The organism is Pseudomonas sp. C8002 (assembly GCF_013385765.1).
Lineage (GTDB): Bacteria > Pseudomonadota > Gammaproteobacteria > Pseudomonadales > Pseudomonadaceae > Aquipseudomonas.
In genome coordinates, this window is record NZ_JACAPJ010000015.1 from 201382 (window position 1) to 215551 (window position 14170).

The window sequence follows — 14170 nt, forward strand, 5'->3', positions numbered from 1 at the left end:
CAATGAAGCCCCGCGACGCCTTTTTTGCCTGCCTGGAACGCTCACCGCCCGCGCTGTTTGAAGCCGCGCTGTGGATGGCGGCCGAGCACGACCCGGCGGTGGACCCCTTGGCCATCCTGCAGGACTTCAAGGTATTGCAGCAATTGGTCAGCCTCAGCATGCCGATGCTGCCGGCGGATGAACTCGGACAACCGTTGCTGCGGCGCATGAACGACCTGGGGTTCGCCCAGGATGACCACACCCCGCTGCGCCCCGCCGCCGCGCTGCTGGACAAGGTGTTGAAGCGTAAACGCGGGCAGCCGCTGGCTCTCGGGCTGATTGCCCTGGAGCTGGCGCGGCGCCTGGACATCCCCTTGGTCGGCGTCAACTTCCCGGGGCACTTCCTGTTGCGCGTGCCGGGCGCCGATCACCTGCTCGACCCCTGCGGCGGCCGACGCCTGTACCCCAACGATTGCCGCGACCTGCTGACCCGCCAGTACGGGCCCAATCTCAAGTTGCAGGCCGACCACCTGCACACCGCCGAGCCGCGATCGATCCTGCAACGGCTGTCGCGCAATCTGCGCCAGTTGCACCTGTCCAACGACGACCACCTGGCCGCTCTGGTGGATGCCGAACGCGTGCTGGAGCTGGGCAATGCCAGCGCCGCTGATTATCTGGCCCGGGCCAGTTTGTATCAGCGCCTGGATTGCCCGAACGCCGAGCGTTTTGACCTGGAACACGCATTGATGCTCAGCGAAGACCCGATCCAGCGTCTACGCCTGACCGAACGGCTGGGCCATTTGCCGCCGAACTCTGTGGTGCATTGACTGGCGAGCGCACCTGGATAATCAACAACGCCGCTATCACCGCCGGAATCGCGCAGAAGAAGAAAATCTGCTGCACCGGTATGTGCATCGCCAGCAGCAGGCTGCCGAACAGCGGCCCGAGGATCGACCCGAACCGCCCGACACCCAGCGCCCAGCCGGTACCGGTGGCCCGCACGTGAGCCGGGTAGAAGTTACTGGCGAACGCGTTCAGGGTCAGTTGACCGCCGATGATGCAGAAGCCCGCCGCAAACACGCAGGCCACCAGATAGCGCGGATTGTCGTGATTCAGCCCCAGCAGGATGGTGCACACCGCAGCCGCTGCCAGCACGCCGGACAGCAGGCGCACTTTGCTTTTGAGCCGGTCGGCAAACCAGGCCATGCCGATGGCGCCCAAGGTCCCGGCGAACAGGAACATCGAGGTCACCAGATTGGCTTCGTTCAGGCCCAAACCGCTTTCCAGCAACAGCGAAGGCAGCCAGCTGATCATGAAATACAGCAGGATCAGGCTGACAAAAAACGTCGCCCACAGCAGCAAGGTCGGGCGCGCATAACCATGGCGGAACAGCTCCACCACCGTCAGTTTGCTGCCTTGCTCCTGGCGGTTTTCAGCCTCGCTCGCTGGCGGCGGTTGCCAGCCTGGCAGCATTCGCGCGGTGACTTTCTGCAGGCGCGCATACGGCGGTGCATCACGCAGCAGGCGTGGCAGGGATTCGGGCAACATCCAGGCAAGAAACGGAAACAACAGCAATGGCGTCACACCACCGGCGAGGAACACCGCCTGCCAGCCGAAACTGTCGATAAACCCGGCCGCGACAAAACCACCGGCCGCACCGCCGAAAGAAAAGCCACAGGCGGCGAGCGTCACCATCAATGTTCGCAGGCGGGGTGGTGAGTATTCCGACATGAGGGCCATGGCGCTGGGCATTGCACCGCCCATGCCGATGCCGCAGATAAAGCGGGCGGCCATCAAGGTATTGAGAGAGTTGGCGAACACCATCAGCACCGTGAGGCTGGCGTAGATCAGCACGCAGCACAGCAGGATGCGCCGCACCCCGAAGCGATCCGCCAGCGGCGTGACGGCCAGGGAGCCCAGCGTCAGCCCCAGCAGGTTGGCGCTGAACACCGGGCCGAACGCGGCTTTTTCCAGGCCCCAGTCCTTGGCCAGCGCCGGTACTACGTAGCCCAGGACCTGGGCGTCGTAGCCGTCGGTGACCAGCAACAGTGCCAGCAACAGGAGAATCAACCACTGATAGCGCGACACCGGACGGGCGTCGAGTGCCGCACGAAAGCTGGCAATCTGATTGTGCATCGCAAGGGACCTGTATTGTTTTTATATATTTTGGACACGCTGAAGATCACATGTGGGAGCGGGCTTGCTCGCGAAAGCGGTATGCCAGTCAATACATCTGCTGACTGATACACCGTATTCGCGAGCAAGCCCGCTCCCACATTTGGCCGGTGTGAGCCTGGAGATTTATGGGGTATCCGGTTGGTTGGCGGGATGAGCCGCCATGAACGCCGGATGCTGCGCCGCCAACCCCGCCACCCGCTGAATGCGCGGGTATGCCGCCAGCGACACCTTGAACCGCTCGGCCGCATACAACTGAGGAATCAAGAACGTATCCGCCATCCCCGGCTGCTCGCCAAAGCAGTAACCCTGATCACCGATCAACTGCTCAACCGCCGCCAGGCCCTGGCTGATCCAGTGCCCAATCCACTCCAGCACCTGCGCTTCATCGTGCCCCCATTGCTTGAGCAGATTCTGGGTACTGGAGTTGTGCAGCGGGTGGATGTCGCAACCGATGATCGACGCCACCGCGCGCTCATGGGCACGGGTTGCCAGATCCGTGGAGAGCAACGGCGCCTGTGGATAACGTTCCTCCAGGTATTCGATGATTGCCGGCGACTGGATCAACACATCACCCTCATCGGTGCGCAAGGCCGGCACGCGACCTTGCGGGTTGATCGCCAGGTACTCCGGCTGATGGTTGGCGCCGCCCTTGGGCACCAGCAGGTTGACCGCCACGGCGGTGAAGTCCAGGCCCTTGAGGGCCAGCGCGATCCGCACCCGGTAGGACGAAGTGGAGCGGTAGTAGGTATAGAGTTCCATGGCCCTGCCCTCTCAGCGCGCCGCGACCACGGTACCCCGGCATTCGCCGAAGCCGATGGAGGCAAAACCGTCGCGGGTGCAGCGGGCACGCAGGATGATTTCGTCGCCGTCTTCGAGGAACTTACGCACTTCGCCGGAGGCCAGTTCGATCGGCTTTTTACCGCCCTCGGTGATTTCCAGCAGGCTGCCGAATTGTCCGGCTTCCGGCCCCGACAAGGTGCCCGAACCAAACAGGTCACCCGCCTGCAACTGGCAGCCATTGACGCTGTGGTGCGCAACCATCTGCGCGACGGTCCAGTACATGTGTTGGGTGTTGCTCAGGGTCAAGCGATGGGCCGGCAGGTTCTGCTCACGCATCGAGGCGGTGGTCAGCAGCACTTCCAGTTCGATATCAAAACCACCGGCAGCCTGGTCGCGCTTGTCCAGCAGGTACGGCAGGGGTTGCGGGTCGCCTTCAGGGCGCGCCGGTTGTGCCTTGCGGAACGGTTCCAGGGCTTCAGCCGTCACCACCCATGGCGAAATGCTGGTGATGAAACTCTTCGACAGGAACGGGCCCAGCGGCTGGTATTCCCAGGCCTGGATATCCCGCGCCGACCAGTCGTTGAGCAGGCAGAAACCGGCGATGTGATCAGCCGCGTCGCCGATGGCAATCGAGTCGCCCATGGCATTGCCCTGGCCGATCCAGATGCCCAGCTCCAGCTCGTAGTCCAGGCGTGCGCAGGGGCCGAAGGTCGGCTCGGTCTGGCCGGCTGGCAGGGTCTGGCCTTTCGGGCGGCGGACCTCGGTGCCCGACGGGCGAATCGTCGACGCGCGGCCGTGGTAGCCGATCGGCACATACTTGTAGTTGGGCAGCAGTGGGTTGTCCGGGCGGAACAGCTTGCCGACGTTTTGCGCGTGCTCGATGCCCACGTAGAAGTCGGTGTAGTCGTTGATCCTGGCCGGCAGGTGCATCTGGCAATCGGCAGCCGGGTGCAGCGCAGCTTGCAGTTTGCCTTGCTGGTCGCTGCCTTCGGCCAACAGTTCCAGCAGGCGTTCACGCAAGGCCACGCGCGGGCCACGGCCGAGTTCGAAAAATGCGTTCAGTTGGCCGCCAGCGGTGGCTTCAACGGCCCGGCGGGCTTCGCCTTCAAAGCATTCCAACGCGGCGTGCAGATCAAGAATCTGCTCGCCAATCGCCACGCCACTGCGCGGTGCCGAGCCATTAACGCTGAACACCCCCAACGGCAGGTTTTGCAGCGGGAAATCCCGGTGACCGTTGGCGGAAACCACCCAACTGCGGGTGAGATTAGGCTGAGTCATGGGTTATCTCCGATTCGGGTTGAAGGTTGCAGGGAGCGAGGCCCAGCAAGCGTCGTAGGAAGGTTGCAGTTGCGGGCATTCCAGCGCGAACTGTGTAGGACGCAGCACTTGGCTGGTCTCGAACATGAACGCCATGGTGTTATCAATCTTGTGGGGCTCAAGCGTCGCGTTGATGGCTTTGGTGCAAGTCTCGCCATCCGGGCCGTGGGCGCTCATGCAGCTGTGCAACGACGCGCCGCCGGGCACGAAGCCTTCGGCCTTGGCGTCGTAGGCACCCTGGATCAGGCCCATGTATTCGTTCATCAGGTTGCGGTGGAACCACGGTGGCCGGAAGGTGTTTTCGGCGACCATCCAGCGGGGCGGGAAGATCACGAAGTCGAGGTTGGCCAGGCCGTGCACGCTGGTGGGCGAGGTCAATACGGTGAAGATCGACGGGTCCGGGTGATCGAAGCTCACGGTGCCGATGGTGTTGAAACGACGCAGGTCGTATTTGTACGGCACGTTGTTGCCGTGCCACGCCACCACGTTCAGCGGCGAATGGTCGAGCTGGCAGCCCCACAGTTCACCGAGGAATTTCTGCACCAGCGTGGTCGGTTGCTTGAGGTCTTCGTAATGGGCGACGGGGGTGAGGAAATCCCGTGGGTTGGCCAGGCCGTTGCTGCCGATAGGACCAAGGTCCGGCAGGCGCAGTGGCGCGCCATGGTTCTCGGCGACGTAACCGCGGGCCTGGGCATCCAGCAGTTCGACGCGGAATTTCAGGCCGCGGGGCAGCACGACGATTTCCAGTGGCTCGACTTCCAGCACACCCAGCTCGGTCGCAATGCGCAGGCGGCCCTGCTCGGGAACGATCAACAGTTCGCCGTCCGCGTTGAAGAACACGCGGTCCATCGAACGGTTGGCGCGGTAGTTGTAGATGCTGATGCCCGAGGGTTTTTCCGATCCGGAATTGGCGACCATGCCTACAAGGCCATCGATGAAATCTGTCGGCTCACCCGGAATATCCAGCGGGTTCCAGCGCAGGCGGTTGGGCGTCACAGCGCCCAGCGGTCCACCGGCCAATTGCCGTTCCAGCTTGACGAACGCCGGGTGATTGGCCGACGGCTGGATGCGGTACAACCAGGTGCGCCGGGCTTCGCTGCGGGCCATGGTGAAGGCGGTGCCGGAAAAGAGTTCGGTGTACAGCCCGTAGGGCGCTTTCTGCGGGGCGTTCTGGCCGACGGGCAATGCACCGGGCAAGGCTTCAGTGGCAAATTCATTGCCAAAACCCGATTGGTATTCGAGGGTCATGGATCATCCTCTGAGCGGAAGTTGTTTTTATCGTAATCCAGTTACGCATAACGTAATTTGATACCTGTTGACCGTCAAGCTATAAAGACGCCCATTCGTCTTTCGGATTCATGCCTTCCATGGAAAAGCCGCCCGCCCCCCGCGACACCGGTAAACAGAAAGTCCGCTCGGCTGAAGTGGGCACCGACATCCTCAAGGCCCTGGCTGAACTGTCGCCGGCCACCTCGTTGTCGCGCCTGGCCGAGCACGTGCAAATGCCGGCGAGCAAGGTCCACCGCTATTTGCAGGCGCTGATTGCCTCGGGTTTTGCCGAACAGAACACCGCCACCAACCATTACGGCCTGGGCCGCGAAGCCTTGCGCGTGGGGCTGGCCGCGCTGGGCAGCATGGACGTGCTGAAAGTCGCCGCCCTGCCCCTGGCGGAACTGCGGGATGAGTTGAATGAAACCTGCTTCCTGGCCGTCTGGGGTAATCAGGGCGCGACCGTGGTGCACATCGAGCCGGCGGTGCGCGCGGTGACGGTGGTCACGCAATTGGGCTCGGTGTTGCCGTTGCTCAGTTCGTCCACCGGGCTGGTGTTCAGTGCGTTCCTGCCGTCGCGGGAAACCGTGGAGTTGCGCGAGCGGGAGATTCAGGCGGGCGTTGCCCATGCGTTGGCGGATGACCAGGAATACGCGACCACCTGTGAGCAGATCCGCCAGCGCGGCTTGCACTTTGTGCATGGTTTGCTGATGCCGGGTGTGGACGCGTTGTCGGCGCCGGTGTTCAACGCGGTCGGGCAAGTGGCGGCGGTGTTGACCGTGGTGGGACCGACGTCGCTGTTCCATGCCGATGAAGACGGCCCGGCGGCGAAGCGTTTGCTGGCGGCGACCCAGGCGGTGAGTTGGCGCATGGGTTATCAGCCCTGACGCTCAGTATCAGGCACACAACAGAACAAAATGTGGGAGCGGGCTTGCTCGCGAATGCAGTCTGTCAGTTAAAGCATCAGTGACTGATACACCGCATTCGCGAGCAAGCCCGCTCCCACATTTGATCTTCATTGTTTGACGAATAGTGCATGGCTTCAAGCCATCAAGCCCAGCGTCTTGGCCTTGGCCACTGCCTGGGTGCGCCGCTCCACCCCCAATTTGCTGTGAATCCTCCGCGCATGGGTTTTTACCGTGTGCAGCGAGATAAACAATTGGCTGGCAATTTCCAGATTGGAATTGCCCTGGGCAATCAGTTGCAGCACCTCAAGTTCGCGCTGGCTCAGGGGATTTTCCCCCGCCGCCGCCGGGCATTCCTGCGGTTCCAGCCCCAATGCACTCAACAACCCCGGTTGCCTGAGACGCAGCTCGCGAATCGCCTGCTGTACCTGGCAACGCCCCGCCAGTTCCAATCCGGCTTCCAGCGAGCGCACGGCCAACGGGCGATCGCCGACTTCCCAGGCCACTTCCCCCAGCACCAAGTGCAACTCCGCTTCCAGGCACAGCATGCCCCGCTGACGGGCGGCCTCCAGTAACGCACTCAGGCGGGCGACAGGCTCTTCGGCGCGATGCAATTTCACTTCGGCCAGCACCTGCAAATATTCAAGCCTGGGGATCAACTCCAGGGTGGCCGGCGGTGCTTGTTTCGCCTTGGGGCCACGGTAGTGCCGCAGCACCCGGGTCACCGCCTCCAGGGTCAGTTCGGCGCGACCCTGTTGCAGCCAGAAATGCCCGCTGAGCAACAGCAATACGGCGCGATAGACGGTGTCGGGCACCTGGCGTTGCTGCATCAGGCGCTCAGCGTCGCGCAACTGGATAAACGCCTGGGCGTAATCGCCCTTGTTGGCGGCCAATAGCGCCAGTCCCAGGTAGCCGTAGAGCACGCGTTTGTCCTGGCTGTGCAGGCACATGCCCAGGCCGGATTCGAAGCATTCGGCGGCCACGGCGTCGTGGCCCTGGCGCAGCGCCAGGTGCCCACGTCGCAAGCAAATCCGTCCCATCAACGGCCCAGCTTTAAGCCGCTGTTGCACCAGCATGCGCTGCACATTCTCCAGCAGGCTTTGGGCCCGATACGGCGCGCCGCGCTGCTCCAGCAACTGCGCATGATCGAGCTCCAACAATGCCTCCAACAGCAGTGAGCCGTGGGAGCGCGCCAGGCACAACGCCTCGCGGTTCAGCGCCTGGGCCACGTCCAGCTCGCCACGCAGCAAGGCTTGCTGGGTCAGGCCCGACAGGCACATCAGGCGCGACGTCCAGGCGCTCTCGGGCAAGTCTTGCAGGGCTTCGAGAAAATGCTCCCGGGCCCGTGCGGCTTCGCCGCCCAGATGCAACAGCCAGCCCCATTGCGCCTGCCAGCGGGCCAGCAGATAACGCTGCAGGTGTGCGGTCGGTTGCGGAGTGAAACGCGCCAGTTGGTCAATGCACAACGCCGCCTGGTCGAAACGCCCGGCAAACAGCAACGCCGCCGTTACCAAGCCCACCAGTTGCGCCGAGCCCAGCATCAATTCATCGCCATGCTGCTCATGCAGGCGCAACAACAGCACCGCATTTTGCTGGCGGAACAGGTCTTCAAAACTGAAGTGCTGCAACAGGCTCACGGCCACTTCGTACTCTTCGGCCTGCAACGCTTGCTCAAACGCTGCTTGCCAGTCCTCGGCGGCGGTAAACCATTGGCACGCGCGCCGGTGCCAGGAGCGCCTGGCCGGCCAGGGTTCGGCGCGCATCAGTTGGGCCAGTGGCGGGAAGACTTGCAGCCAGTCGGTGGACTCTTCCCAGGGCTCGATAAAGGCGCCCAGCGTCTGCAAGTCTCGCAGGTAGTCGCCACCGTCACCAAAGCCGAACAGGTGGTCACACAAGCTCGGGTTGAAGCGTGGCAGGTGCGCGAGCACGCGCCAGGCCTCAGCCAATTCCGGCGCCAGGCCCGTGAACAGTTCGTGTTGCAGGTAGTCGAGCAAGGTTTTGTCCGGGTGCCCGTCGCCTTCAAGCAATCCGATACGCACTCCGGCGCACCAGCCGGCGCTGAACTGCAATACCTTGTCGGCGCTGGGGCCGGCCAAGTGCTGGATTTCGCTGGGGTCAAACGCCAACTCGGCAGCGCTGCATTCCCACAGCTCATCATCAAGCAACAACCGGGGCCAGTTGCAGGCCGGCCGCCGCCGCGCGCCGATCCACCAGGTCAAGGCCGGGCTGCTGGCCGCCAGAATGCGGTCAAGCAACCCATCCAGTTCAGGCGCCGGCACGCGGCAGAAGTCATCGAGAAACAACCAGGCCGGCGCTTGCCAGCGGTTCAGGGCCAGCAGCAAGGTGGGCTCATCAACAAAGTCGAGGCCAAGGCTTTGCGCCAGGCGCTGACACAAATCCGAGGCCACGCCATTCAGCGGCAACCAGTACACCTGGCACTGCGAAGGCGCCTGCAACGCGCACTCGGCGAGCAATGCACTCTTGCCACTGCCGGCCGGGGCGCAGAGCAACTTCACCCGCGCGGTGGCGTTGAGCAGCGGCACGGCCAGGCGCGGGCGCAACAGATGATGGGGAGACAAGCGTGGCATGAATCCAGGACGATCCAGACAACGGGTCATGGCGGTCATTACTGCGTCCCTGTTTTTTATTATTAGGCGGCGTGCGCCCTACCCTAGTCCTGTGGCTGGCGGTTGTTGAGGAGTATTCAGCAGGCTGATTGGCGGGCATAAAAAAGCCGGGAGCCAAAAGGCCACCCGGCACTCGTTCTAAAGGTGGAACACCGTAAATGTGGGAGCGGGCTTGCTCGCGAAGGCGGTGTATCAGTCACTGATGCTTTAACTGACAGACCGCCTTCGCGAGCAAGCCCGCTCCCACAGTTTCATCGCATTTCAATCAGGTTTTAGCGCACGCCTTCCGAGCGCAATGCTGCCGGCGTGTAGTCGGCCGCCTTGGCCGCAAAGCCGAACACAAAGCTGCTCTTCTCTTCGTTCTTCATGCCCAGGGCGATGTAGCGCCCGGCGATGATGTCGTACAGGGTTTCGACGGTGTAGGCCGGCACCTGATGGTCGTAGTAGAACTGCGCGTGACCTTCAGCAACACGCCACAGCTGGCCGCGGCCGTCGTAGTGGTCCACCAGCGCCACCTGCCAGCTGTCTTCGTCGATGTACATGTGGCGCTTGGCGTAGATGTGCCGCTCGCTCGGCTTGACCGTGCCGATCACTTCCCAGACCCGGTGCAGCTCGTAGCGGGTCAGGTCCTGGTTGATGTGGCCGGCCTTGATGATGTCGTCGTACTTGAGAGTCGGCGAATCGAGCTTGTAGCTGTTGTAGGGAATGTACATCTCCTTCTTGCCCACCAGCTTCCAGTCGTAGCGGTCGGGGGCGCCGGAGAACATGTCGAAGTTATCCGAGGTGCGCAGGCCGTCGGCCGCAGTGCCCGGCCCGTCGTAGGCCACTTGCGGCGCACGGCGTACCCGGCGCTGGCCGGCGTTGTAGACCCAGGCCAGGCGCGGTTCCTTCACCTGGTCGAGCGTCTCATGCACCAACAGTACGTTGCCGGCCAGGCGCGCCGGGGCGGTCACCGATTGTTTGAAGAAGGTCAGTACGTTGGCGCCCTTGACCGGGTCCATGTCCGGGATCAGTTGCGGCACGGCCACTTCTTCCTCGAAACGGATCGGCGTGTAGCTGCCGTTGGTCTGCGGCGTGGCCTGGGTGATGATGCGGCGCAGGTTGCCGCCGTGGTAACGGGTGATGTGGTTCCACAGCACTTCCACGCCATTTTTCGGAATCGGGAAGGCGTAGTAGCGGTTGCCGGTGAAATTTTCCAGGCCATTGCCGTCGTTGATCGCGTGTACGTTGAGCGCGCTGCGCTTGATCGACTCGTAGATCTCCGGCGGCAGGTTGACCGTGCGGTGGGTCGGGTACACCGGAATCTTGTAGGTTTGCGGGTAGCGCTTGAACATCGCCACCTGGCCTTCGGAGAGTTTGTCCTTGTATTTGTCGACCGTGGCGGCGGTGATCACGAACAGCGGCTTTTCATTGGCGAACGGGTCAGCGAGGAAACCCTTGCTGTCCACCGCCCCGGCGTTTTTCGGGATGCCACCGGTCCATGCCGGGATCGAACCATCGGCGTTACCGGCCTTCTCGGCGCCCACCGGGGTCAGGGTAGTGCCGAGCTTGGCCGCTTCTTCCGGCGACACTGCGGCCATCACGTTGGCGGCCAACAGGCTCAGGGCCAACACCCCGCATTGCAGAATCATTTTGCGCATAGTCTCTTGTCCTTACTTAAGCCAAATCAGAAGTTCACGCCAAAGCTGAGGGCGATGAAGTCGCGGTCGGTGAGGGTGTTGTAGTCACCGCCAAAAAAGTCGGTGTAGCTCAGGCTCGCGGTGTAGGTGTTGCGGTAGTCCGCATCCACGCCGACGCTGATGGCCTTGGCGCCTTCGTTGAACAGGCCGTTGGGGCCGTAGCCGCTGACGTCCTGGGACCACGACACGTTGGGCTTGAGGTTGACCCCGGCGAATACGTTGTTGTAATCGAGGATGGCCCGGGCGCGATAACCCCAGGAGTTGGCCGTGACAAAACCATCGGTGTCGCCGCCGAACCCGTACTGGCCGTAGACCGAGTCACGGCCATAACGCAGCTTGGATTTCGCCTCCAGCCCGCCGACGTGCACAAAGGCCGCCTCGCCCACCAGGGTCAGGCGTTCGGCGCCCAGTACCTGGTCGAAGAATTGGGTCATGGTGCTCTGGATCTGGGTGATTTCCTTGCGGCGGTAGCCGGCGTTGTCGGCACCGAAGGAACTGCTGATCGGTGAAGCGGCGTTGCCGGCAATCGGGTTGACCAGGGCCAGCGTCAGGTCGGTGGTGTTGAGTTGTACGGGGGCATTCGGGCGGTAGCTGATTTCGCCGGTCCAGGCGGTGCCGGTGGGCAAGGTGGTGGAGAAACTGGCACCGAACAGGCGGATATTTTCCGGGTAGTCGAGGTAATACTGGCCGCGACCGAGCATCGTGCTTTGCGCCAGGCCGGCCCCGGTACCCGGGGCGATCCCGTTGGCCGCGTTGGCAATAGCGCCAATGGTTGCCAGGTTGGTGTTGGCGGTGATGGTACCGACGGTGGGCGTGCGGCTGTGATAGTTCATGAAGTACAGGCCGTACTCGGTGTCATCTCCCAGCCAGCGCAACGCCATGCCGAACTGGCCGCCATCGCGCGCCTCGCGGTCTTTTGCACGCTGCACCACTACGCCTTCTTTCGTAACCTGGAAGCCCTGGCCAAACGCCGCCGCTACCGGTTGCAATGGTGCAATCGCCGGGCTGCCGACGGTGTAGTTGCCGTTGCAGCCATGGGCCACCACGTCGTTACCGAAGAAGGTGCCGCAGTTGTCCACCACGGTGTTTTCCCAGTTCAACTGGTAGAAACCTTCCACGCTCAACTGGTTGGTGAGGCTTTGGGAGGCGAACACCATGTTGACCGGAATCAGGCCTTCCTTGATCTCGGCGCCAGGGCGGCGGAACGCGGAAACGTCGATGGGGTTGATGCTGTTGATGGAGTTGCCGATGAACGTACTTTCCCCCCAACTGACCACCTGTTTACCGACGCGCACGTTGCCCGGCAAATCGCCGATGGAATAGTTGTGATAGACAAATGCATCGAGTAATTCGTAGCCGGAAGAGCGCGCGCCTTCGTCGCGGTGGTTATTGCTGATCTGCTTGAATTCGCGGTCTTCGTCCTGCAGTTCGAAGTCGTACCAGTACTTGCCGCGCACGAACACGCCGCTGTCGCCGTACTTGAGTTCCAGGTCGTGGATGCCCTTGAAGATCTTGGAGAAGGTCTCGCCCTTCTTGAAGTTCAGGCGACCATCATCGCCGGTGGAAGCCTGGCCCGTTCCGCCGTTGGGAATGCCCACCAGCTTCTTGTCGGCATCGCGCATGCCCCAGCTGGCACCGACCGACAGCGAGGAATCGAATTGCCCTTCGATCTCGCCGATGTTGAACGAAACAGCGTGCGCCTGGGCACAGCAACCCAAAGCAACCGCAGCGGCCAGCGCCTGTGGCCTGAAGATGGCGCGCATTGTTGTTTTTGTCATGCGTCTTCCCCGGTGGTGTGACAGAAGGCCCCACCCTACTGCCCGCGATCAGGAGCGATAAGCGCACCAAGGAGGTATTCGTGTTGTCGCTCGAAAGGATGAGAGGGCGCTCTGGCCGGGGTCTTGGAGAGGCCATGGACGAGATGGATGAAGGATTATCAGGAGGATGGATGAAGTGTTATTGCCACTGTTGCGGGTTTGGTAACAGTCCTTGTCTCGAATCGCTATTTTTCATTTTGTAACAAAAGCCTATTCTTGCCTGGCTTTCAGGGCAAACCGCCCGCTTCCAGAACCTGGAAGAACAGCCAGTTTTTTATGGATTGATCAATATTTTCAATCTGTTACCGGTGTTCACTGACGTTGATTTATTGCTCCTTGATCAAACGTCTTACTTCAGCCGCTGCCTTTGCAGCGGCTTTTTTTATGCCTGAAATAAAGCGGGGCGCCATGGCGCCCCGCTTGATTAAAACTTTTTCACGTAATGATCACAGGCTGTACTTCTGCAGGTTGGCCATCATCTCCTTCAAGGCCTCGATGTTGTCCTTGGGGTGAGCGGCCCCGTCGAAGTCACAGATTTGCTGCCAGTGGGCGGCGACATCATCCGGGGAGAACCCGGCTTCAGGATCAAACCCAACCCCCAGGCTGCGCTCCCAGCGGGTCTTGCCGATCCAGCCGCCGCCCACCTCAAACAGCCCGGAGGTTTCCTGACACGCCTCGCTGCCCAGGTACACCACCAGCGGGCTGATCAATTCCGGCTTGAGGCGTTCGAAGACTTGCGGCGGGATCAGGCCTTCGGTCATGCGTGTACCACCGGTGGGGGCGATGGCGTTGACCAGGATGTTGTTCTTGCGGCCTTCCAGCGCCAGGGTGCGGGTCAGGCCGTACAGGCCGAGCTTGGCCATGCCGTAGTTGGACTGGCCGAAGTTGCCGTAGATACCGGAAGTGGAGGCGGTGAAGATCACCCGGCCGTAGGCTTGTTCACGCAGGTGGGGCCAGGCGGCGCGGGTGACTTTGTAGGCGCCTTCGACGTGCACGCGGTAGACCAGGTCCCAGTCGCTGTCTTCCATTTTGTGGAAGGTTTTGTCCCGCAGGATCCCGGCGTTGTTGACCACGACGTCGATGCGGCCGAAGGCGTCGAGGGCGTTCTGGACGATCTTGTCACCGTCGGTGACGGAGTCGTGGTTGGCCTCGGCAATGCCGCCGGCTTCGCGGATTTCGGCCACTACGCGGTCGGCCGCCGAGGCGTTGGCGCCTTCGCCCTGGGTTGAGCCGCCAAGATCGTTGACCAGCACTTTGGCGCCGTGTCTGGCGAACAGGAGTGCGTGGGCGCGGCCTAGTCCGCCGCCGGCACCGGTGACGATCACGACCTTGTCTTGGAACTGCACAGGCTCACTCATTGGGGACTCCAGGGGTGGTTAGGGGTGGATGGGTTGAGTGTCAGGCACGGGGCCTGGGGTCACAATAAATACGGTTGGGGGTGAATGGTGCGCGATAAGGCTGGGGGATGATTGGTGTGGGTTAGATGGGGGACATATCCGTTATTTAGGTAACGGCTTCGATTGGTTCCGCTCTTACAGCGGCTCACTTTTGAACAGCGCAAAAGTAAGCAAAACGCTCTTGCCCCACCACTCGGCACCTCGCTTAGGCTCGGTGTGCCC

Annotated in this window: 10 protein-coding genes; 2 read left to right on the forward strand and 8 right to left on the reverse strand. The window is 62.2% G+C overall.

The annotated features are described in order from the left end of the window. The first annotated feature begins 2 nt into the window (after window positions 1-2). Window positions 3-806, forward strand: a complete 804-nt coding sequence (locus tag HX814_RS22135) for a SirB1 family protein (RefSeq protein ID WP_003212796.1) — start codon at window positions 3-5, stop codon at window positions 804-806. Here the strand turns inward: HX814_RS22135 and HX814_RS22140 are convergent. From HX814_RS22140 to hmgA, 4 genes are all read right to left on the reverse strand, one after another. Further along, entirely contained in the window at window positions 730-2115 is a 1386-nt protein-coding gene (locus tag HX814_RS22140; protein WP_177008194.1) for an aromatic acid/H+ symport family MFS transporter, read from the reverse strand. The two genes, HX814_RS22135 and HX814_RS22140, sit on opposite strands and share 77 nt — an antisense overlap. A gap of 165 nt (window positions 2116-2280) precedes the next feature. Further along, window positions 2281-2916 carry a maleylacetoacetate isomerase gene (maiA, locus tag HX814_RS22145; protein ID WP_177008195.1) on the reverse strand — a complete coding sequence of 212 codons (636 nt, stop codon included), beginning with the start codon at window positions 2914-2916 and terminating at the stop codon, window positions 2281-2283. A gap of 12 nt (window positions 2917-2928) precedes the next feature. After that, window positions 2929-4215 (reverse strand): fumarylacetoacetase, encoded by a 1287-nt coding sequence (gene fahA / locus HX814_RS22150; protein WP_102368145.1) that lies wholly within the window; start codon window positions 4213-4215, stop codon window positions 2929-2931. A gap of 3 nt (window positions 4216-4218) precedes the next feature. Beyond that, a complete protein-coding gene (hmgA, locus tag HX814_RS22155) occupies window positions 4219-5502 on the reverse strand; it encodes a homogentisate 1,2-dioxygenase (RefSeq protein ID WP_177008196.1) in 1284 nt (427 codons plus the stop codon). Between the two features lie 119 nt (window positions 5503-5621). Between hmgA and HX814_RS22160 the strand changes: the two genes are divergently transcribed. Beyond that, on the forward strand, window positions 5622-6410 hold the full coding sequence (locus tag HX814_RS22160) for an IclR family transcriptional regulator (protein ID WP_008438587.1): 789 nt from the start codon (window positions 5622-5624) through the stop codon (window positions 6408-6410). 155 nt (window positions 6411-6565) lie between these two features. Here HX814_RS22160 and HX814_RS22165 read toward each other — a convergent pair whose 3' ends face one another. The 4 genes from HX814_RS22165 to HX814_RS22180 all read right to left on the reverse strand — a co-directional run bounded on the left by HX814_RS22165 (window position 6566) and on the right by HX814_RS22180 (window position 13909). Continuing rightward, window positions 6566-9055, reverse strand: coding sequence for a LuxR C-terminal-related transcriptional regulator (locus HX814_RS22165; RefSeq protein ID WP_177008197.1), 2490 nt, complete (start codon window positions 9053-9055; stop codon window positions 6566-6568). 272 nt (window positions 9056-9327) lie between these two features. After that, window positions 9328-10695, reverse strand: a complete 1368-nt coding sequence (locus tag HX814_RS22170; protein WP_003212808.1) for a DUF1329 domain-containing protein — start codon at window positions 10693-10695, stop codon at window positions 9328-9330. Window positions 10696-10721: 26 nt separating this feature from the next. Beyond that, on the reverse strand, window positions 10722-12512 hold the full coding sequence (locus HX814_RS22175; RefSeq protein ID WP_177008198.1) for a DUF1302 domain-containing protein: 1791 nt from the start codon (window positions 12510-12512) through the stop codon (window positions 10722-10724). 485 nt (window positions 12513-12997) lie between these two features. After that, window positions 12998-13909, reverse strand: coding sequence for an SDR family oxidoreductase (locus HX814_RS22180; RefSeq protein WP_008438591.1), 912 nt, complete (start codon window positions 13907-13909; stop codon window positions 12998-13000). Window positions 13910-14170 lie beyond the last annotated feature (261 nt).